Annotated in this window: 14 protein-coding genes; 13 read left to right on the top strand and 1 reads right to left on the bottom strand. The window is 58.8% G+C overall.

Annotated features, from left to right (window positions below):
• Positions 1-13: 13 nt before the first annotated feature.
• The 3 genes from LKX83_RS02200 to LKX83_RS02190 are packed head-to-tail and all read left to right on the top strand — an operon-like array spanning position 14 to position 2,215.
• Positions 14-712, top strand: a complete 699-nt coding sequence (locus LKX83_RS02200; protein ID WP_227880462.1) for a D-sedoheptulose-7-phosphate isomerase — start codon at positions 14-16, stop codon at positions 710-712.
• Complete coding sequence (gene larC2 / locus LKX83_RS02195) at positions 696-1,190, top strand: nickel pincer cofactor biosynthesis protein LarC2 (RefSeq protein WP_227880459.1); 495 nt, start codon at positions 696-698, stop codon at positions 1,188-1,190. Before LKX83_RS02200 ends, larC2 begins: the two co-directional genes overlap by 17 nt.
• Complete coding sequence (locus LKX83_RS02190) at positions 1,187-2,215, top strand: HoxN/HupN/NixA family nickel/cobalt transporter (protein WP_227880457.1); 1,029 nt, start codon at positions 1,187-1,189, stop codon at positions 2,213-2,215. The genes larC2 and LKX83_RS02190 overlap by 4 nt, the downstream gene beginning before the upstream one ends.
• An 86-nt stretch (positions 2,216-2,301) precedes the next feature.
• On the opposite strand, the gene LKX83_RS02185 is transcribed toward LKX83_RS02190, so the two are convergent.
• Positions 2,302-3,486, bottom strand: a complete 1,185-nt coding sequence (locus LKX83_RS02185) for an ROK family transcriptional regulator (RefSeq protein ID WP_227880455.1) — start codon at positions 3,484-3,486, stop codon at positions 2,302-2,304.
• Between the two features lie 175 nt (positions 3,487-3,661).
• Between LKX83_RS02185 and LKX83_RS34190 the strand changes: the two genes are divergently transcribed.
• The 10 genes from LKX83_RS34190 to LKX83_RS02135 all read left to right on the top strand — a co-directional run bounded on the left by LKX83_RS34190 (position 3,662) and on the right by LKX83_RS02135 (position 21,825).
• On the top strand, positions 3,662-5,506 hold the full coding sequence (locus LKX83_RS34190; RefSeq protein WP_227880453.1) for a tail fiber domain-containing protein: 1,845 nt from the start codon (positions 3,662-3,664) through the stop codon (positions 5,504-5,506).
• 389 nt (positions 5,507-5,895) lie between these two features.
• Positions 5,896-9,645, top strand: coding sequence for a glycosyl hydrolase family 28-related protein (locus LKX83_RS02175; protein WP_227880451.1), 3,750 nt, complete (start codon positions 5,896-5,898; stop codon positions 9,643-9,645).
• A gap of 139 nt (positions 9,646-9,784) precedes the next feature.
• Positions 9,785-10,918 carry an ABC transporter ATP-binding protein gene (locus tag LKX83_RS02170; protein WP_227880450.1) on the top strand — a complete coding sequence of 378 codons (1,134 nt, stop codon included), beginning with the start codon at positions 9,785-9,787 and terminating at the stop codon, positions 10,916-10,918.
• Positions 10,915-13,866 carry an extracellular solute-binding protein gene (locus tag LKX83_RS02165; protein ID WP_227880449.1) on the top strand — a complete coding sequence of 984 codons (2,952 nt, stop codon included), beginning with the start codon at positions 10,915-10,917 and terminating at the stop codon, positions 13,864-13,866. Before LKX83_RS02170 ends, LKX83_RS02165 begins: the two co-directional genes overlap by 4 nt.
• A complete protein-coding gene (locus LKX83_RS02160) occupies positions 13,863-14,840 on the top strand; it encodes a carbohydrate ABC transporter permease (RefSeq protein ID WP_227880447.1) in 978 nt (325 codons plus the stop codon). The genes LKX83_RS02165 and LKX83_RS02160 overlap by 4 nt, the downstream gene beginning before the upstream one ends.
• Positions 14,840-15,703 (top strand): carbohydrate ABC transporter permease, encoded by an 864-nt coding sequence (locus LKX83_RS02155; protein WP_227880446.1) that lies wholly within the window; start codon positions 14,840-14,842, stop codon positions 15,701-15,703. The genes LKX83_RS02160 and LKX83_RS02155 overlap by 1 nt, the downstream gene beginning before the upstream one ends.
• A 27-nt stretch (positions 15,704-15,730) precedes the next feature.
• A complete protein-coding gene (locus tag LKX83_RS02150) occupies positions 15,731-17,749 on the top strand; it encodes a YIP1 family protein (RefSeq protein ID WP_227880444.1) in 2,019 nt (672 codons plus the stop codon).
• Positions 17,742-19,949, top strand: a complete 2,208-nt coding sequence (locus tag LKX83_RS02145; RefSeq protein WP_227880443.1) for a DUF5696 domain-containing protein — start codon at positions 17,742-17,744, stop codon at positions 19,947-19,949. Before LKX83_RS02150 ends, LKX83_RS02145 begins: the two co-directional genes overlap by 8 nt.
• Positions 19,946-20,842: a carbohydrate ABC transporter permease gene (locus LKX83_RS02140; RefSeq protein WP_227880439.1), complete on the top strand. Its 897-nt coding sequence runs from the start codon at positions 19,946-19,948 to the stop codon at positions 20,840-20,842. Before LKX83_RS02145 ends, LKX83_RS02140 begins: the two co-directional genes overlap by 4 nt.
• Positions 20,839-21,825, top strand: a complete 987-nt coding sequence (locus LKX83_RS02135) for a carbohydrate ABC transporter permease (RefSeq protein WP_227880438.1) — start codon at positions 20,839-20,841, stop codon at positions 21,823-21,825. The genes LKX83_RS02140 and LKX83_RS02135 overlap by 4 nt, the downstream gene beginning before the upstream one ends.
• Positions 21,826-21,856: the final 31 nt, after the last annotated feature.

Here is a 21,856-nt window from a genome sequence, read left to right as displayed (position 1 = left end):
AGGGGCAACGAGAATGCTTTCCAATTTGATCGTTGATCGCTGGTTGTCAAGCTTGACGGCCAAATATCCGGATTTGTCGGCATGCCGGGAGGATATCGAGGCGGGTTACCGATGCTTATCGCGGGCGTACGAAGCAGGGGGCAAGCTGCTCGTGTGCGGAAACGGCGGAAGCGCCGCCGACAGCGAACATATCGTAGGCGAACTGATGAAGGGGTTCATGTCCAAACGGCCGTTGTCCTCGGACCGGCGCGGCTTGCTGGAATCTGCATTTCAGGAGGACGGCGCGTATCTTGCCAACCATCTGCAAGGGGCGCTGCCGGCGATCTCGCTCGTCAGCCATTCCGCCCTCATGACGGCGTATGCCAACGACGTCGCGGCGGACATGGTGTTCGCCCAGCAGGTGTACGGCCTCGCGAAACCGGAGGACGTCTTGGTTGCGATCAGCACGTCCGGAAATTCGGGCAATGTCATTCGTGCGGTTCAGGTTGCCCGTGCGCTGGGGTTGGCGACGATCGGACTCACCGGAAGCGGGGGAGGAAAGCTTGCCGATTTGTGCGATGTGACGATCCGGGTGCCTTGGACGTCGACGCCCGACATCCAAGAACGCCATCTTCCGATCTACCACACCTTGTGCATGATGGTCGAACAGGACTTTTTCGGGGACCGGCACGAGGGCGGAATCGAGGAGAATCGAAATGTTCGAGGAGCATAAGCGGGAGCATCGGGAAGACGGAATGGTCATGCTGCAGACGAACATTGACGACATGAACCCGGAGTTCTGTCCGTACGTGAGCGAACGGCTGCTGTCGGCGGGTGCCCACGACGTCTTCTGGATTCCGATCCTGATGAAGAAGGGGAGGCCGGGTTTGTTGCTGAACGTCTTAACGAACGCCGACCGGCTCAATGTGATGGAGTCCATCGTCTTCGAAGAGACGACGACGCTGGGCATGAGGTATATATGGACGGAATGCAAACGGCTTGAGCGCCATTCGGTCGATGTCGAAACCGCTTGGGGGACGATCGGCGTCAAGGTGGGCGTCATGGGCGGGAAAACCGTACAATTCGCCCCCGAATATGCTCATTGCGAAGCGGCGGCCAAAGCGCATGGCATTCCCTTGAAGACGGTATACGAGGCGGCAAGGAACGCGTATCGGATCTTCGTTCAGGAGAAGGAGGGCGAGGCGGAGTGAAAACCGATTTTTCCACGGGGTTTCGGGACTTATGGAAATACATCATTCCTCTATTGCTTCTTCATGGCGCAGGCGCCGCCATGCTCGGGGTTACGGCCGGCACCTATCCCGCCTTGTGGGGGATGGGCTTGATTGCGTATACGCTGGGACTTCGGCACGCGTTTGATGCGGATCATATCGCCGCGATCGACAATACGGTCCGAAAGCTGACGCAGCAAAACCGGAATCCGCTGGGCGTGGGCTTCTTCTTTGCATGCGGACACGCTTCCGTCGTCCTGCTCATGGTAATCGCCACAACGGTCTCCATGCGCTGGGCGCAGCGGAAGCTTCCGTTGCTGCAGGAAATCGGAGGCGTCGCTGGCGCGACCGTTTCCGGCATGTTCCTCATCGTCGTAGGGGTCGTCAATCTGTTCATTCTCGTGAACTTGCTCGGGGTTCGCCGCAAATACCGGGCAGGAGCGCTTGCCGCATCCGAACTCGAGAAATCGCTGCACGGTCACGGATTCCTGGCCAAGCTGACGAAGCCGCTCATCAAGCTGATCGGCCGCAGCTGGCATGTCTATCCGCTTGGCTTCCTGTTCGGTCTCGGCTTCGATACCGCCAGCGAAATCGCGCTGCTCGCGATGTCCGGCACGGCCGCGAACCAAGCATTGCCGATCGCGGGCATTCTCGCGCTGCCGCTCCTGTTTGCCGCGGGCATGACCTTGATGGACACGGCGAACGGCGTCATGATGGTCAAAGCCTACCGCTGGGCGCTCCAGGAACCGCTGCGGAAGCTCCATTACAATCTCGCCGTCACGTTCATCGCGGTCGCCGCCGCTCTCTCGATCGGAGCGATCGAATTGACGGAGACGTACTTGGCCAAGTGGGACGGCAGCGGGAATATCCGGCAATGGATCGAGAAAATCGAGCTAGGATGGTGGGGTTACGGTCTTGTTCTTCTCTTTGCCGTTGCATGGATCGTAGGTTACGCTGGGTGGAGAAAGGGAGAACGATCATTCCCCGGTCGGTTTTTCCGTCTTTAGCGCGAAAGAAGGGACGGATATCCATGACGAACTCCCCCTGGATATGAATGTCGTTCCAGGGGGGTTCATTTGATTTGCGCATCGTCCTACGTCTTCGGGCCGGCCAGCGTCTGCAGCGGCTCGTTCAGAAGGGCGCCGAACACGAGCGCTACCGCGCCGACCGCGTTCTGGGACGCGCCGAAAGTGGCGGATTCGATATGCAGCCGATCCCTGACGAAAGCGTACATCCTTGCCTTTACGCGGCTGCGGATTTCGGAAAGGTGCATCGTCAAATACGGGTAAAGCTTGCCTCCTAGTACGATGACTTCCGGATCGTACGTGTTGAACAACGTCGTGAGGGCGCATTCGAGATAATAGAGCGTCTCCTGCATGCATTGCACCGCAGCCGGATCTCCCTCGCGCACGGCCTGAAAGAAACCGTCGATGGTGTTGCCTTCCGACCATCTGCGCAGGATGCCGGGGATCGAGCCGACCGTTTCCCAGCAGCCTTCGTTGCCGCACGCGCATATTTCGCCTCCGGGCAAAAGCGTGATATGGCCGACCTGCCCGTACAAGCCATTTGATCCGACGACGAGCTCGCCTTTGGCGACCACTCCGCCGCCGATGCCCATGCCCATCGTGACGAATAACAGGTCCTGTGCTTTGCGCCCGAGTCCGTACCATCGTTCCGCCAGCGCCGACGTGCGAGCGTCATCCTCGATGAAGACGTTCAGCCCGAATCGGCGTTCCAGCGCGGATTGGATCGGGTATCCTTCCCACCCGGGGAAATTCGGAGGGCTGAGCAGCTTGCCCGTTTTTTTGTCCATCGGACCCGGAATGCTGACGCCCAGCCCGATGACGGGGCTCTTTTTGTCGGCGGCATCGGTCTTGAGCGATTCCAGGTGAGGCGCAACCAAGTCCAGCACTTGCTCCGGATCGCGGATGCCGACGGTGTTGCCTTCCACCGATTTGATCATGCGCCCCGCAAGATCGGCCAGCACCACTTCGAACGAGGTCCGTCCGATATCGAGACCGATGATCGTATAGCGGTCCGTGCGCAGCTTCAACATGACCCTTTTGCGGCCGACGGAACCGGAGGACGTTTCCGATTCGCGGATGAGCCCCGTCTGGAGCAACTCCTGGGTGAGGTTGGTGATCGTTCCCGAAGTCAGTCCGGTCAACTCGACCAATTCGACGCGCGAGATCGATTCATGCTCCCATATCTTCTGCAAAATGTCGGCCATGTTTTGCTGCTTGACTTTCTGCAAATAAACCGGTTTCAGGGTGGTCATTGATCAGTTCTCCATTTGCTTTATTTATTAAAATTATTATACTGAACTTGAATTCATTGCGCAAAAGGATGGGGAGATCGCTTTCAGCGTGTCATTCGCGAAATAAACTTACTCATTAAGCTATTATCCAAAGCCGACATGCGGCTAACTCGACAAAAATGGAGGTTGGTCCAACGTGGAAGAGATTCAGGAGCAATCGCGGTCAGTCATGCCCCATGGCCGCACGACGCCACAACGCTTCGGCGCCGCCGGTGACGGGGCGACCGACGATACGGAGGCGATCCAGGCCGCCTTGAACGCGCTCGGATCGTCCGGCGGCGGTACGCTCGATATCGGGAGCGCGCGTTACGCGGTAGGCAACCTGAACGTACCGCCATATGTCACGATTCGCGGCGAGTTGGCGAACCCCGAGCAAGTGCACGGGGCCACCGTGAGCTATTACACGCTGCCGTCCAGCTTCATCCAGCTGATCGGAACGACGATTACGTTAAACAGCGGGTCCGTGTTCGAGCGGGCGGTCGCGATCCGGGAAGGACTCTCCCTGCCGGCGGCGACCGACGAGCAGGCGGCGATCGTCATCGGCCAGTTCTCCGGCACGGCGTTCATTGCCGCCGATACGGGGGCGGCGATCCAGGATGCGCTGATTCTCGGTCACGAGCTGGCGTACTCCTCCGACTGTCCGCAGGGCGGCGGACGGACCCGGATGAACAACGTGAAAATCGATGCCCACAACGGCGTGGCCATCCGCAACGAATACGACATTGCCCGGCTGCACGACGTCCACTGCTGGCCGTTTCTCACCGTGCATGCCGCCGGCGTCACGCCCGCCAGTCTCCGCAGACCGGGAACGGCATTCTCACTGGCCCGCGTCGACGATTGGTCGCAGCTTTCCCGATGCTTCGCATACGGGTATACGATCGGTTTTTCGTGCGACGGCACCTCCAATATCCGGCTGTTGGAATGCGATGTGGACGGACCCGATACGGTTCCGGGCTCCCGCGGATTTTCCATCACGGGCGAGGCGAACAAGACAAAGCTGATCGGATGTACGGTCAACTCGCTCGAAACGGCGCTCTACATCGATTTAAACGAGATGTCGAAGTGGCCGGAAGTGAGCACGGTGGATTGCTCGTTCGCGCCCGGCGTGACCGGCGTCGACTTGGTTGGCGGTTTTCTGATGTCTGTGAACGATAAGTTTTACAGCGGTACTTACGGTTACGCGATCGGGGCGGGCGCTCATTTCGCGAAGATCATGAGTCCATACTGGAACAACGTCCCTCAGGCCGTCACCGTCCATCCCGAAGCCGAAAAAAACGTCGAGCTGCTGCTGCCGAAGAGCGGGCATAACGTGAGCAACGCGTACGCCAACCAGATCAACGGAAACCTGTCCGTGCGGAGCTACGATCAGCCGTCGGCTGCCGGCACGGGACCTTGTTTCGACTTGAAGGGCAATTATGCATCGTCGACGGGGATGTATGCGAGGTTGCGCGCCAGTCTCGCGAGCGCGAGCCCGGGCCGTGAAGCCGCCGACCTCTTGATCGCCGCGTCGAGCGGGGGCGAGCTGGTCGAGCGATGGAAATTTCATCACGAAGGACATTTTTATCCCGTTATCGATCAATCTGCCAATTTGGGAGGCGCGAATCACCGTTGGGCGTCCGTATACACGGTGAACGGCGCCATTCAGGCTTCGGACGCCGCCCAGGTTGCCGATGTGCAAGAGATTGATGAGGTGTTGTTGGACGCTTTCGCGTCGATCCGGCCCAAGCAGTTCAGGATGAAGGATGCGAAGGACGCGAAAGGGAGTGCCGCGCGCTGGCACGTCGGATACTTGGCGCAGGACCTCGAAGCGGCGATCCGCAGCCAAGGCGCCGATCCGGCGAAATACGGGCTTTGGTGCAAGGATGAGGTGGTTGACGAAATCGGCATGGGGACCGGTGTATACCGGCAAAGCTTGCGCTATGAGCAAATCGCCGTGCTGCGGGACGCGTTGGAGCGGCATTCCCGCGCTTCAGGCGGTTGAGCGGGTCAATCGAGTACAAGGGAGGTTGCCTCAGGCACCCCGGTCCATCTTCTTCATGGATCGCGGGTGCCTTTCTGTTTGGGACGACCATTGAAAATAGGAACTTTACAAACAAGTAAACATTGATTATATTAATAAAGACAACATTAATACATGTTTATTGAGTTAATACAACCTTCTGAAATCGAGTTGGCGTTCATCGAAGTCGTTTTTTTTAGGTCTTATATCTTAATGATTAAGATATAGGTGCATGGCGATAAACAAATGAAAGGAGGGATCGGCAGGGGAGGGACCATTTTTCGAGGACGAGTTGTAAGCGCATTCAAGCTGAGAAGGTCGGTTCTCTTTTATGGGGTCGAGCAAGGGCTCAATGGACGAGGAGGGGTATTGTGATCAAAGCTCGGCGCATGGCTCAATTCTTATGTTTATCCCTTGTCATCACCCTGTTTGCCTGTGTCGGCGTTCTGCCCGGCAAGGCTGCGGCGGCAACGGGGGCCTCGGGCGATTATCTGGAATTCACGGTAGTCAATGACGCTTCGGCAACCGCGAACCGATACGCTTATGCGAAGTTCTCCGATGCCGCCTATACGTTTCAGCCGGGCGATTATATCGAATACGACGTCAAATTGCTGAACAACGTCGGCGATGCGGGCGGCATCGATATTTATACGACGGCGGGCACGCCATTCCGCGACGCAGCCGGTTGGAGAGACCAGAACGGCATCGTCGGCCATCCGGAGCGGGATCTTTCTTCCTACGCTTTCAGACAATGGTTTCATCGCAAATTGGCCGTGCCCGCTTCGATGATCGGGCAGACGTCGGCGCATTGGGACATTGTCGGAGAGAACAATACGGCTTCCATCAGCTACAAAGCGCAATACGACAACATCGTGGTTACGGACGGTAACGGAAACGCGAGAGCCGTCATTTTCCGCGATGCTGGGGATTACAACGCTTCCGGCAACGTGCTTGTCGCGGGCGTCGCATCCGCTTCCGTCACGCTGGCCGATCTCGGCAGCGTATTGCCTGCAAGCCCTTCGGGCGATGTGCTTGATTTTACGGTGACGAACGGAACGGGCACCGCGAACAAATATGCGTACAAGAAGTTTTCCGCGGCATCGTATACGTTCGCATCCGGCGATTATATCGAATATGACGTGAAGCTATACAACGCGATCGACGGTTCGGGCGGCATCGAGATTTACAATTCCGACAACACGTACTTCCGCGATACGACGGGGTGGCAGGACCTGAACGGGCAGAGAGGCCATCCGACGGAAAACATTTCGGACACCGCATTCGCCAAATGGACGCATCGCAAGCTGGCGGTTCCGGCGGCCATGGTCGGCAAGACGTCGGCGCAATGGTTCGTAGCCGGGGAGCACGACGCCGATTCGGTCGTTTACAGGGCGCAATACGACAACATCGCGGTGACGAACGGTTACGGGATGGAGAAGTTCAAGGTCTACAAAGATGCGGCGGACCAGAACGCAACCGGCGACATGAACAGCGCCGGCATCGCGTCCAGTTCGATCACGGCCGGCATCTACGTCGCGGGCACGGTGACGCCTGCGGTCGTCGCGCCGGTCCATGCGGCGGAAGATATCGTCATCGCCGGCGTTTCCGTGACGAGCGCGCCGTACAATGCCGACAATACCGGCGCGGTCGACGCGTCCGCCGCGATTCAAAGCGCGATCGACGACGTGTACCAGGCAGGCGGAGGCGTCGTATGGATGCCTGCCGGCAAATACAAGGTGAGCTATACCCTCAACGTCCGGAACCATGTCACGCTGCGCGGGGACTGGAGGGATCCCGACGTCGGCTCGGGAAGCTACGGTACCGTTATCCTGGCCTATGCGGGCAAGAACGGAACGCAGTCCGATCCGGGGCTGATCCGCATCTGGGGAAGCGCTGGCGTGAACGGTCTTTCCGTGTATTACCCGGAGCAGTCGGCGACATCGCCCGTGCCTTATCCTTATACGTTCGATATCGTCGGCAGGTCGGTCGGAGAAGATGGATATTTGACCGCCGCCGTGCAGAATGCCACGCTGCTCAACAGCTACCGGGGCATTACCGCCAAAGTGCACGAGATGCATACGATCCGCAACGTCAAAGGAACCGCGCTCATGAAAGCGCTTGCCCTGTACGATTCCGCCGATGTGAGCGAGGTCGAGAACGTCGCGTTCAACACGTCCTACTGGGCAAACCTTGACGTTTCCCTCTCCCCGAGCAAACCGACAAGCGCGCAAATCGCCGCATGGACGCGGGCGAACGCGACGGGCATGGAACTGTCCGGGCTGGAATGGGACAGCTTCAACCATATCCGCTTGACCGACTTCAAAATCGGCGTCGACGTGATCCCTTCCTGGCGGTCGTTTAACGGGCATTTGTTCGACGTCTCCGTCGAGGGCAGCAATATCGGGCTTCGCATCGACAACATTCCGGAGCAGCTAGGCATGGTCATCGCCAATTCTTCCTTCAAAGCGAATCAGGGAACGAATCCCGTCGCGGTTCGCATCAACAGCGACAACGCGACCGCGATCCAGTTCAACAACGCCGTGATCGGCGGCGGAGCGGCGAATGCGGTTCAACTCGCCGGGAATGCGATGGTCAATTTCCAGAACTGCACGTTCGACGATTGGTCCGGCACGTACGCGCTCGTCGCAAGCAAGGGAACGCTGGCGGTCGAAGGCTCGACCTTCGCGCCCGCGCTGTCGTCGGCCAAGAAGGGCGTGCAATTGCTGGCCGGCGTATCGTCGGCCGTATTGCTCGGCAATACGTTCACCGGAACGGCCGGCTATCTGCTCGATAATGGCAGCAGCGGCGACGTCAATAGGCAGGATACCGGCTACGCGCTGGAAAAATCCGATGTCGGATCGTATCCGTACAAGACGGCGAGGCCGAAGCCGGCCAGCAGCGCGTTCTACAATGTCAAGGATTACGGCGCGGCCGGGATTCCCTCCAACGTCAATCCGACAGCCGACGATACGAACGCCATCCAAGCGGCTCTCGACGCGGCGGGTTCGTCCGGCGGAGGCACGGTTTATTTGCCCGCCGGCATCTACAAAGTTTCCGGCCATCTCACCGTACCGGCCGGTGTGGAACTGAGAGGGAGCGACGACGTTCCGCATCGGGCGGCGGTATACGGCCCGTCGACGGGGACCATCCTTTATGCTTACGAGGGCAGAGGGACGGCGAATCCCGACGCGGCAACTCCTTTCATTCTGCTGAACGGCGCGAATGCCGGAGTCAGGGGCTTGTCCGTTCATTATCCGGAGCAGGCGACGGACAGCACGTCCAACATCGCCGCCTATCCATGGACGATTCGCGGCGATGGCAGCGGCGTATACGTGATGGATGTCAGCTTCGTCAACGCTTACAAAGGCATCGATTTCGCCACCAACGCCACGAACGGCCACTACATCAACCATGTCGGCGGTACGGTGCTGAAGGATGGCATTCGCGTCGGCAACAGCACGGAGGGCTGGGTCGAGCACTGCCTGTTCAACATCACGTATTGGGGAAGAGCGTACGGGTTGCCCGGGGCTTTGGAGGAAGGCTCGATGATGTTCCCGGTCGCGGGCGCCTACGTCAGCGCGAATCTAAGCGCGTATACGGTAAGCGGAGGGGCGCAGAACGAGCATTTGCTGAATACGTTCGTGTTCAACTCCCGCAACGCCTTCACCTTCGAATCGACGGCGAATGCGGTCGTGCTCAACAGCGCCTCCGACTACCGCGGCAATGCGATCCGGGTGACGGGCACGGGCGCCGGCGGCGTCAAGATCGTCAATTTCCTGAGCAGCAGCTTCATTGACGGCAACGGAGGGTCGGACGGCCTGTACAATGGCGGCGGAACGGTGAAGGTATTCAACTGGAATACGAAGGACGATTTCAACTACGTGCTCCACATTGCCGGAGGAACGACGGTCGTGCAGGGGACTTCGTTCGCCCATGATACGGCGAACGTCACCGGAGGCAATCTGACCGTAAACGGCGCGTATTTCCGGGACGGCGGAACGCAGGCTTCGGTCGGCTCGGGTGCAACGGGGAATTTCTGGGGTAACATCGGCGGCGGCGGGTTTACGGCCGCCTACGCCCCCGGTGCAAGCGGAACGTCGGCTCACCATATCAGAAGATGAGTCTAGCAGCTGAATAACGGACTGAGCAGGCCCTTTCCCTGCGGGGTTACGATATCGCATGGGGGAGGGCGGCCTTCCGATCAATTAATTTAATCAATAAGTAATATCTATGAAATTCGACGGCTTACGAGGTGGTACCGTGGGGAACATCGTGTTCAAGCACCTATTCAAGCAATACAAAGGAGAGGACCAGCCGGCCGTCCGCGATTTTCATCTGCAAGTCGAGGACGGAGAGTTCCTCGTGCTGGTCGGCCCGTCCGGCTGCGGCAAATCGACGACGCTTCGCATGCTGGCAGGCCTGGAGGATATTACGAAGGGCGAGCTGTACATCGACGGCAAATTCGTCAACTACACCTCCCCGAAAAACAGGGACATCGCCATGGTCTTTCAAAACTACGCCTTGTATCCGAATCTGTCGGCTTACGAAAATATGGCGCTCGGTCTCAAGCTGCGGAAGACGCCCCGGCACGACATCGAACAGCGCGTCAATCGGGCCGCCCGCATTCTGGAAATCTCCCATCTGCTCGAGAAGAAGCCGAATCAGCTGTCCGGCGGCCAGAAACAGCGCGTGGCGCTCGGCCGGGCGATCGTCCGGGAGCCGAAAGTCTTTCTCATGGACGAACCGCTCTCCAATCTGGACGCCAAGCTGCGCGCCCAGATGCGGGCGGAAATCATCAAGCTGCACGGCACGATCCGAACGACGACCGTCTACGTCACGCACGACCAGGTGGAAGCGATGACGATGGGGACGCGCATCGTCGTGATGAAAGGCGGCGTCATCCAGCAGGTCGCTCCTCCGAGGGAGCTGTACGATGCGCCGGCTAATTTGTTCGTGGCCGGATTCATCGGCTCGCCGCAAATGAACTTCCTAGAAGGGACCATTCAGCAGCGGGACGGCACGGATTACTTCGAGAATCGGCGATTCCGGCTGCCGGTCGCGCCCGGACATGCGGCCGATCTGCGGGCCGGCGGTCGGAACCTGAGGCAAATCGTGATGGGCATAAGGCCCGAGCATGCGGCGATTCTGCCGCCCGGGACCGCGGATGACGATGAGCGGACGGTTACCGGTGTCGTCGAGATGATGGAGATGCTCGGGGCCGACGCCTATGCGTACGTGAAGTCGGGCGAGCAGTCGCTGATCGTACGGACGGAAGCCCACACGCCGCTGCAAGTCGGCGACCCTGTCAGGATCCGGATCGACATGGGCAAGGCCCATTTCTTCGATCAAGAATCCGGACTGTCGCTCCGAACTTCGGGGGACGTGAGCGGATGAGCGGAAAATACCGGAAACGGCTGCTGTTCGCGGCGCTGCTCATCGTCCTGATCCTATTGTCGTTCAAGCTATTCGGCCAGAAAGACCGGCAGGTGTTCGCTACCGATGTGGAGGCTGGCGAGCTGCTCGATTTCAAGCCGTCGACCGGTTCGATCCCGTATGCCATGCTGCCGGGCACGCAGGGGGAGAAGGATGGTGCTTTGCCGACGATTGAGATCGATGCGGCCCGGTATGTATCCGCCTCGCGCGATGCCCAAGTTGCGGTCAAGACGGATGCAGACGGACAAGAGGCGCTGTATTGGAACAACGACGAGGGCTGGGTGGAGTGGCGGGTGAACGTGCCCACGGCGGGCGCCTATCAGCTGGAATTCGACTATTCGCCGCTGCCGGGAAGCTATGCCAATATCGTCCGCGGCTTGCAAATCGACGGGGAAACGCCGTTCGCCGAGGCGGAGAGCCTCGTGCTCGAGCGGTATTGGAAGGACGCGAAATTTCCGTACGACAGAAATGAAATCGGCCAGGAGATCCGTCCGGTTCAGCAAGAAATCGAGGGTTGGAAAACGACGGCCGCCGCCAATTACGCCGTGTCGTCCTTGCCGTTCCGGTTCAAGCTGTCTCAAGGTGTCCATACGATCAGGCTCGTCGCCGAAAAGGAGCCCGTTGTGATCCGCAAACTGCGGTGGATGCCGCAGCCGGACATTCCCGATTATGTCGAATACAAGCGCAAGCATCCGGACACCGCAAACGCGGGGAAATCGTGGTATCAGGTCATCGAGGCTGAACGGTACGAACAGAAATCGAATGCGGCCATCCAGACGATGCCTGTGTCGGAGCCGAATATTTCTCCGGACCCAAAAGGCAGGATCGTATACAACACGCTCGGCGGGGACCGTTGGCGCAACCCGGGCGACTGGGTGGAATGGACGGCCGAGGTGCCGGCAGACGGGTGGTACGTCCTCGACCTGAAATTTTACCAAGGCTACCGCGGCGACTTCAAAGCCTTCCGCACGTTCATGATCGACGGCGAAGTGCCTTTCCGCGAGATGCTGCACTACGCTTTTCCTCCGAATGGCGGCTTCGAGATCGATTCCGTCAAGGATAGCACCGGAGCGCCGTACCGCTTTTTTTTGACCAAGGGCAAGCACACGCTGCGAATGATCGCCGACGCTTCCCCGCTGCACCCCGCGCTGCTGGCGCTCCAAGACGTGCTGGCCGAGCTCGGCGCCCTGGATCAATCGGTCCGGATGATGATGGGCAACTACGGAAGCGGCTCGGGCGCCACCGCGCAAAATCTCGACACGCTGCGAACATGGAATTTGACCAAATACGATCCCGGATTAAGCGGGAAGATCGAGAAACAAATCGAACGGCTGCGGCAAATTGCGGCTTATCTGGACGGCATCAATCAAAGCAAAACCGATATAACCGACGCGATCGACGTGGCAATCGATATGCTGCGGCATATGGCCGATAACGTGAACGGAATCCCGAATCGGCTCACCGATTTCTCCACCATGCAGAACAATATCGGCACTTGGCTGTCGCAGCTCGACAACCAGCCGCTGCTGCTCGACTACATCGTCGCGCGAACGCCGGAAACGGCAACCGGCTTGAAGGCGCCGACGTCGCTGAGCCGCATTCCGTACTCGCTGGTCAATTTTGCCCGCACGTTCTACATGGACTACGATACGCGAAAGCTCAACCGAAAGGGCGCGCTTACGGTGTGGATACAGCGCGGACGGGATTACGCGGAAGAGCTTCGCCAACTGATCGAGTCCGATTTTACGCCGCGAACCGGGATCCGGGTCAACGTGAATCTGATGCCGAACCCGAATCAGCTCATTCTGGGCAACGCTGCCGGCGACCGGCCGGACGTCGTGCTCGGCGCCGGGACGGAAATGCCCGTCGATTACGCGATGCGGGGAGCCATTGCCGATCTGTCGACGTTCCCGGAATTCCTGGAGGTCGTCCGCCGATTCCATCCCGGCGCGATGCGATCGTTTGCTTACGACGGGGGGACCTACGCGCTGCCCGAGGTGCAGAACTTCCTAGTGCTCTATTACCGCACCGATATTTTCGAGCGGCTCAAGCTGAAGGTGCCGGACACCTGGGACGACGTCTACAACATGCTGCCCACGCTGCAGGAAAACGGGATGACGATGTTCGTGCCGCCGAAAGACTTCGTCCCGTTCTTCTACCAAAACGGCGTCGAATTCTACGCTCCTAACGGAAAAGCCGACAATCTCGGCAGCGACGGCGCGCTTGCGGCGTTCCGGCAGTGGACGGAGCTGTACACCAAATACTACTTGCCGCTGGATGCGCCGGCTTTTTTCAATCATTTCCGGAACGGCGACATTCCGACCGGCATCGCCGATTTCAATACGTATCTTCAACTGCAGGTAGCGGCACCGGAAATCACCGGGCATTGGAAGATCGCGCCGGTACCGGGCATCCGGCAGGCGGACGGCCAAGTCGCGCGTTGGACGGCGCAGGGCGTATCCGGCGCCATGATCATGAAGAAGAGCGACAAGCAGCAAGATGCATGGGAGTTTCTGAAATGGTGGACGTCGGACGACGTGCAAACCCGGTACGGCAACGACATGGAATCGTTCTACGGCCTGGAGTACAGGTGGAATACGGCCAATCTGAAGGCCATGTCCTCGCTATCGTGGCCCGCGGGCGATTTCCGGACGATCAGGGAACAAACGCGATGGGTGAAAAACATGCCCTACGTGCCGGGATACTATTTGCTCGGAAGGGAAATGGATTTCGCATGGAACGCCGTGGTCGTGGAAGGCAAGCCGCCCAAAGAATCGCTGGAGAAGGCAAGCGTCGCCTTGCAGCGCGAAATGCAGCGCAGACAAGCGGATTTCGACATCTCTGGGCGCGACGACCTTCGCGTACCGCAAGTCGATCAACCATTGGATTGGGGGGATGTTGAACGATGACCGGACCGATGCCAACCCCCGCCCATGCCGTTCGTAACGTCAGGTCCTCGGTCGTCGCGGGAAGACTCCGGCGTTTCGCCCGGGAAATCTGGAGCGCGCGGGTAACTTACCTGTTCCTCGCGCCGTTCATGACGGTGTTCCTGCTGTTTATCGTCATCCCGGTTTTCATGGCGGCATTCTTAAGCTTCACGTCATTCGACGGCTTCGCATTCCCGAAGTTCGTCGGGTTTCAGAATTATATCGCGCTGCTCACGCAAGATATCGTCTTCTTGCGCTACGCGCTGCCCCATACGTTCAAATTCGCGCTTATCGTCGGTCCGGGCGGGTACGCGCTCGCGTTTCTGTTTGCCTGGCTCATCCATCAGCTGCCGAAGAAGTGGCGGGACTATTACACGCTCGCTTTCTATGCGCCTTCCATGGCCGGAGGCGTGGCGCTGTCCGTCGTCTGGATCGCCGCATTCAGCGGCGACCGGGTCGGCTACCTGAACCATTTCCTGCTCCGGATGGGCTGGATCGATCTGCCGCGGGTATGGCTGCAGGATCCGCGTTACTTGATGGACATTATGATTCTCGTTTCCCTCTGGATCAGCTTCAGCGTCGGTTTCCTCGCCATGTTGGCCGGGTTTCAGAACGTCAATGCGGAGCTATACGAGGCAGGCCGCATCGACGGGATCCGGAACCGGCTGCAGGAAATTTTCTACATCACCATACCGTCGATGAAGCCCCAAATGCTGTTCAGCGCCGTGATGTCCATCGTGACGACGCTGAAGGCGGGCGGCATTTCCGTCCAACTGACCGGCATGCCGATTACGCCGCAATATGCCGGCCATCTGATCGTCAACCATGTGGACGATTACGCCTTCATCCGGTTCCAGCTCGGGTATGCGTCGGCCGTATCGGTCGTGCTGCTCGTTATTTCCTACCTGGTGATCCGGTTCGCCTACCGGCTGTTCGCCCCGAAGGAGGGAGATTGATGGCCCTCTTCAAGCGGATCCGCAAAATCAAGGCGTTCGACGTCTTCCTTGTTGCCGGATTAACCGCGCTTGCGTTGTTCATGCTGCTGCCGATCGTGTTCATCGTCAATCACGCGTTTAAGCCGCAGAATGAGCTGTTCTTGTTTCCGCCTACGTTTTTCGTTAAGCACCCGACCTTGCGCAGCTTCGAGCTGCTGTTTCTGCACGCGGGCAGCGATGTCGTGCCTTTCACGCGTTACCTGTTCAACAGCGTGTTCGTGGCCGGAATTACGTTGGCGCTGGTCATCCTCTTCAGCGCAATGGCCGCATATGTGCTGGCGAAGAAGAGCTTTCCGTTCAAGTCGCTCGCGATGTCGCTCATTATGATCTCGCTCATGTTCGCCCCGGAAACGGTGCAAATTCCGCGGTATCTGATCATTAGCGGATTGCACGCGAACAATACGTATTTCGGGCATGTGCTGCCGTATCTCGCTTCGCCGGTCGCCGTCTTTCTGCTGATCGGATTCATCGCGCAAATCCCGAATGAGCTCATCGAAGCGATCAAGCTGGACGGAGCGTCGGAAGGGCGCATATTCACCCGCCTCATCCTTCCGCTGTCCGCGCCGGCCTTGGCGACGATCTCGATCTTTACGTTCCAGGGCGTATGGACGGACGTGGAGACTTCTTCGCTGTTCATGCAGGACGAAACGATGCGGACGCTTGCCTTCTACGTCAACAGTCTGGTGAGCGGGCTGCAGAACAGCGTCGCCGGACAGAACATGGCGGCCGCCGCCGGCTTGCTCGTTTTTCTGCCGAACCTGATCATGTTTCTGCTGTTCCAGAGAATGGTCATGGCAACGATGGTTCATTCGGGCGTGAAATAGCCCATGGAAGCAAAGGAAGAGATGACCATGTGGAAAAGAATGGCGGTTCTCGTGCTGGCCACCGCGTTCCTCCTCGTATCGGCGCCGTTGCCGGCGTCGGCTGAGCTGCCCTACCGCACGTACTTTAACGATGCCAATTCCGGCGATTGGAGCCGGATTCAAGCCGTCTATGTGCCGAATCGCACGATTTCGCTCTCTTTGGAGGAGCCGGTCGATTTATTCATCGGAGACGACGACGACGCTTACGTCGTCGACCGCGCGGCGAACCGGGTCGTCGTCATCCGCCGCGACGGCACCCTCCGCCGGACGATCGGCGATGCCGAAGGCCCCGGCGCGCTCAAGGTTCCGGAGGGCGTATTCGCCGCTGCCGATGGGACGGTATACGTCGCGGACACGGGCAACGAACGAATTGCCGTCTATAGTCGGGAAGGCCGATGGATACGCGAATACAAGAAGCCCGATTCGCCTTACTTACCCGCGGATACCTATTTCGTTCCCTCGAAAATCGTCGTCGACAAGCGCGGCGTGATGTATATCGGCATCAGCGGCTCCGAACTGGGCTTGCTCCGGGTAGACCCGGACGGCCGCTTCACAGGCGCGTTCGGTTCGAACAAGGCGGAGCAGTCTTACTCTAACTGGCTGAAGCATCTGATTTTGAACAAGGAACAGCTGGAGAAGGAGGTCGCCAACCGGCCCCGCGCGATCACGAACGCGACCATCGGCTCGGACGGATTTATTTACACCGCGTCGGCCGGAAGGGGCAGCGGCAACATCCGGAAGCTGAATCCCGGCGGTTTCGATACGTTTCGGAACAAAGCCTTGCAGAATACGGAAGGGATCGTCGACGTGGCCGTCGACCGGGAAGGTTTCCTATATGGCATCGATTCGCATAACGCGGCCTTGACGCTCTACGATCCGCTGGGAAATGCTCTGTTCGCCTTTGGCGATATCGATTCCGAGTCCGTGCGCAAAGGCGTGTTCGGTTTCCCGACTTCCCTGGCGGTGAACTCCGCATTCGAGATCTGGGTGGCGGACAGCAAGCTGAAGAACATCCAGACGTTCAAGCGTACCCCGTTTGGCGACAACGTGCTCACCGCCATCATGCTGTATTCGAAAGGCGATTACGAGAAAAGCAAGCCGTATTGGGAAAGCGTGAGCGCGCAGAACGAAATGTTCAACATGACGTTCCAGGGGCTTGGCAAAGTCGACCTGGAAGAGAAGGAGTACGCGGAAGCGATCGAAAATTTCAAGACCGCGTATGACGTCGACGGATACTCGCAGGCGTTCTGGGAAGTCCGCTACGCGTGGCTTCACCGCCATTTGGCCGCGCTGTTCGCCGTGGTCGCCGCCGCTTGCCTCGGGATCAAATACGGTTACAAGGCCGCGCGGCGCCGCGTTCGGGCACGTGCCTGGCCCCCGCGGCTCGTCCGGTACTTCCTGGAGCTGAGGGATATCGGATACGTGCTGATCCATCCTTACCACGCGTTTTACAAGCTGAAGGAGCGAACCGTCTCATGGCCTGTGATCGTCACGATTTTGCTAGCGGCCGTCGGCTTCAAAGTGCTGGCGATCTATGTTACCGGATTCGTGTTCAATCCCGTCGATACGTCGCAAATCCATTTGCCGAACAAGCTGATCTTCTTTGCCGTGCCATGGCTGACATGGATTGTCGCCAATTATTTGGTGTCCAGCGTCAGAGGCGGCGAAGGGCGGTTTCGGGAAGTCGTACAGTCGAGCGCTTACGCGCTTGCGCCTTACCTGGTTTTCTCCCTGCCCCTCTTGCTGCTCTCCAACATCGTCGTGCTGGAAGAGAGGGTTCTCGTCGACGCCCTGCAGCAGACCATGCTCATCTGGCTGCTCTGCCTGTTTTTTGTCAGCATGCAGGTCATTCACAACTTCGAGTTCGTCGAGACGATCCGCAATTCGCTTATTACGGCGTTCGCGATCGGCATCATTTGGTTTTTCGCCTTTATCGTATCCGGGTTGACTTTTAATCTATATGACTTCTTCATTCAATTGTACCGGGAGGCGATCTACTTTGGCTGAACGATCCCTTCCCATTCGCCCGAAAACGATCGGGATTCTGTCCGCCGCTCTTCTCGTTGCCCTGGGGCTCGTCTCTATCCTGTCCGGCGGCGAAGCTCTGCCGACACCGAAGGAGCTGAACCTGCCGCCGTTACGGACGGCGGCGATGCCCGACTACGAAGGGCAACCTTGGCAGCCGGACGCTGCCGAGGCAGACGCCGAAGGATTCGTGCCGGCGCTCGAGAACGGCAAGTTCGCGCTGCGCATTCACCCGCAGACGACGCAAATCATCGTCGCCGACAAGGCCGGCGGCTACGAGTGGCGCAGCAATCCGCCGGAGGCATCGCTGGAAGACGAGACGGTGAAAGGGCTGCTGCTGTCCAACTTGAAGTCGCCGATCGTGTTGGAATATGTCGGAACGCAAGGAGACGACAGGTCGAGGCGGGCTCAGCTGAACGCTGCGAGCAAAGAGCTGCGGACGACGCTTACCCGCTACGATCGGGGCATCCAGGTTACGTACGCGTTTGAGAAAAAACGGATTCGCGTCGTCGTCCAATACGAGCTCACGGAGTTCGGCCTTCTCGTTCGCGTGCCGGACCAAGGGATCCGGGAAGACGGGGAATACGCCTTGTACTCGTTCGACCTGCTGCCGTATTTCGGCGCGGCGAAGGCCGGCGTAGACGGCTACCTGTTCGTCCCGGACGGCCCGGGCGGGCTGATCGACTTCAACGCGAGTCGATCCAGCTTATCGCAAGGCTACGTGCAACAAATCTACGGCCCCGAGATCTCCAGGAAGGTGCGCGGTCAGCAGCCCGTCGCTTTTTCGGCGTTCGGCGTGAAGCGGGGGGACCACGCCTATGTCGCCGTCGTGGAGGACGGCAAGGAGGAAACGGACATCAAGGCGATGCCGGCCGGTTTGAAATCGAGCTACTACAACGTCGGGGCGAGCTTTAAATACCGGGAGGAATATTTGCGCAGAACTGGCCGGCTGCAGAATCCGGTGAAGGCGGTGGAGGCCGACCGGATGAAGCTCGACCGCTCGGTCGAATACCGGTTGCTCGCGGGTAGCAAGGCGGACTACGTCGGCATGGCCGAAAGCTACCGGAGCCGGCTTCAGGAGGACGGACGGCTGGGAAGCAAGCTGGCGCCGGTCGACCACGTTCCGCTCAATCTGGGCATCGTCGGCGGCAACTCCGAGGAAGCTTACAGCCGCGACCGTTACGTGGCCGCGACCACGTTCGCGCAGGCGGCGGACATGGTGAAGGAGCTGAAAAACGGCGGCGTGGACCGCATCCGGATCATCTATTCGGGCTGGCAGGACGGCGGCGACTTCAATGCGACGAAGCGGTTTCCGATCGAAAGCAAGCTGGGCGGGAAGAAAGCGGCGCAAGCGTTCGTGGACGAGATTCACCGCCTCGGCTTCCCGGTGCTGTTCGAGGACAACTTCGTCTATGTCGATGCCAGATCCGCCGTATCCGCCAAATCCAACGGAGCGCGCGGCATCGACGGCACCGTGTTTTTCACCTCATGGAACGATTTTCTCCTGAAACCCTCGCTTACGGTCGGATACGGCTTGGAGACGGCCGGCAAGCTCAAAGAGATCGGAGTCGACGGCATTCACTTCAATTGGCTGGGCGAGACGACGTTCCGCGACTACGAACGGGAGCCGACCGAACGCGCCGAGACGGAGCGTCTCTACCGCGGGCTGCTGGATTATGCGCGGAAGGAGCTCGGGCAGGCGGGTGTCTACCAGGGCAACGACTTTACGATCGGAGCGGTCGACTACATCGCGGACTTTCCGCTCGACTCGAACTACAACCTGATTGTCGACGAATCGGTGCCTTTCTATCCGATCGCGCTTCACGGCTATGTGCCTTACTACGGAGCGCCCGGCAACGTTCGCAACGATTACGAGAGGGAATTTCTCAAGGCGATCGAGTACGGCGCGCTCCCGTCGTTCGTGCTGACGCACGACCCGGCCCGGAAGCTGAAGAACACGCCGTCCTCCTACATTTACAGCAGCCGGTTCGAGGAGTGGAAAGAACGCATCCGGACGGAATACCGGGATTTCGACCGGCTCTCGAAGCTGTACGATCAAGCGATCGTCGATCATCGGAAAATGGCGGATGACGTGTTCGTCACGGTCTACGAGAACGGCGCGACGGTGACCGTCGATTATGGCCGCAACACTTTCGCGGTTCAGGATGGAGGATCCAGATGAAAGAGACGAAGCAGCGGCATAAAGGCTTCCTCCGCTCCCGGCTGAAGCAGTACGGCGTCGGCTACCTGTTCATTCTCCCCTGGGCGATCGGCTTCGGCGCCCTGATCGCTTTTCCGCTCGGCTGGTCGTTCTTCATGAGCTTCCACAAAGTCGTCGCGACGACGGGTGGTTTCTCGTACGATTTCGTCGGACTGCAGAATTTCAAGGATGCATTCGTGAAGGACAACGTATTCCCGATCCAGTTGATCGAATACGTGCAGGAAATGCTTTTGATGATTCCGATTATCGTCATTTTCTCGCTTCTTGTTTCTCTGCTGCTCAATCAGCGTTTTCCCGGCCGGTTTCTGTTCCGCGCGGTGTTCTTCCTGCCGGTCATCTTCGCGACGGGACAAGTGCTGACCGAACTGTTCGCCCAGAACGCGGGAGAAATTCCGTTCCTGGACCAATACAATCTCGAGCCGATCGTGCAGAAGTACGTCGGGGAGGGGCTGGCGCAGCCCGTCCTGAGCGTGTTGGGCAAAACCGTCATCATTCTGTGGTATTCGGGCGTGCAAATTTTGATTTATATCGCGGGCTACCAGACGATTCCAAAATCCGTGTACGAGGCGGTACGCATCGATGGAGCGACGCCGTGGGACAGCTTCTGGAAAATCACGCTGCCCGCGACGCTGCCCTTCATCAGCCTGAACACGCTGTACACCATTGTCGATTTGTTCACGTTTCCGATGAACCCGGTGCTTGAGCATGTCCGGAAAAACATGTTCAAACCCGACACCGGCTACGGATATTCGAGCGCGCTGGCCTGGATTTACTTCGCGTTTATTTTCGTGCTGCTGGCGATCGTATTGCGTTTGTTCAGCAGCAGCGCCAAAAGAAGGGGGGGGAGGGCTTGAAACTCGCGGAGACTTACCGTGCGGCCTCGGCCGGCGTATCCCGGTTCCTGTGGAGCCGCTCCGTGCAGCGGGTCAAGATGCTCGCGCTTGGTCAGCAGGCGAACGAAGGGTGGGGCGCGCGGCTGATCATCTACTTTCTGCTCTCGATCATCGCCTATTTGTATCTCCAGCCGCTCTTCTACATCATCAGTACGATGTTCAAAAACTTAAACGACTTGCTCGATCCGACGGTCAAATGGATTCCGCGCGAGCTCGATTTCAGCAATCTGAGAACGGCTTGGCGAGGGCTGCACTATCCCCAGGCGTTCGCCCACACGCTGACGATCGCGTTCGTCTGCTCGGCGATCCAGGTTGCGGTATGCGCGATGACCGGCTATGCGCTGGCCAGATTAACGTTTCCGGGACGGGGACTGGTGACCTTCCTTGTGATCCTGACGTTCCTGGTGCCGCCGCAAATCACCATCATTCCGCTTTATGTCATTTACAGCAAGCTGGGGCTTCTCGATACGCCGTTCGTTTTTATCGTCCCGGCGTTGTTCGGCCAGGGTGTGCGCAGCGCGCTTTTCATCATCATTTTCCGGCAGTTTTTCCGGACGCTGCCGGCGACGCTGGAGGAGGCGGCCAAGCTGGACGGAGCTTCGGCATTCCGGCTCTTCTCCCGCATCATGCTCCCGCTGGCCCGCTCCGCTTGTTTGGTCGTGTTCCTGTTCTCTTTCATCTGGTATTGGAACCTGTATTACGAGCCGTCGATGTTTTTGCGGGACCATTATTTGCCGCTGTCCATCAGCCTCGACAGGCTCCAGGAGGTGCTGACCGGCGTGCCGGCCGGAGGCGGCGGAGAGGCGCTGCGCAAAATCGATCCCATCTCGGAAGCGCCTAAGATGGCGGCCGCTTTTCTCATCATTTTCCCGCCTCTCGTCCTCTACATGTTCATGCAGCGCTGGTTCGTCGAAGGCATCGAACGCACGGGGCTGGTCGAGTAACCGGGAACATTTCGAGAGGAGGTGAAGCCGG

The sequence above is a fragment of the Cohnella baijiui genome (assembly GCF_020731285.1).
Classification (GTDB): Bacteria; Bacillota; Bacilli; order Paenibacillales; family Paenibacillaceae; genus Cohnella.
This window is presented reverse-complemented; position numbering and strand designations above follow the sequence as displayed.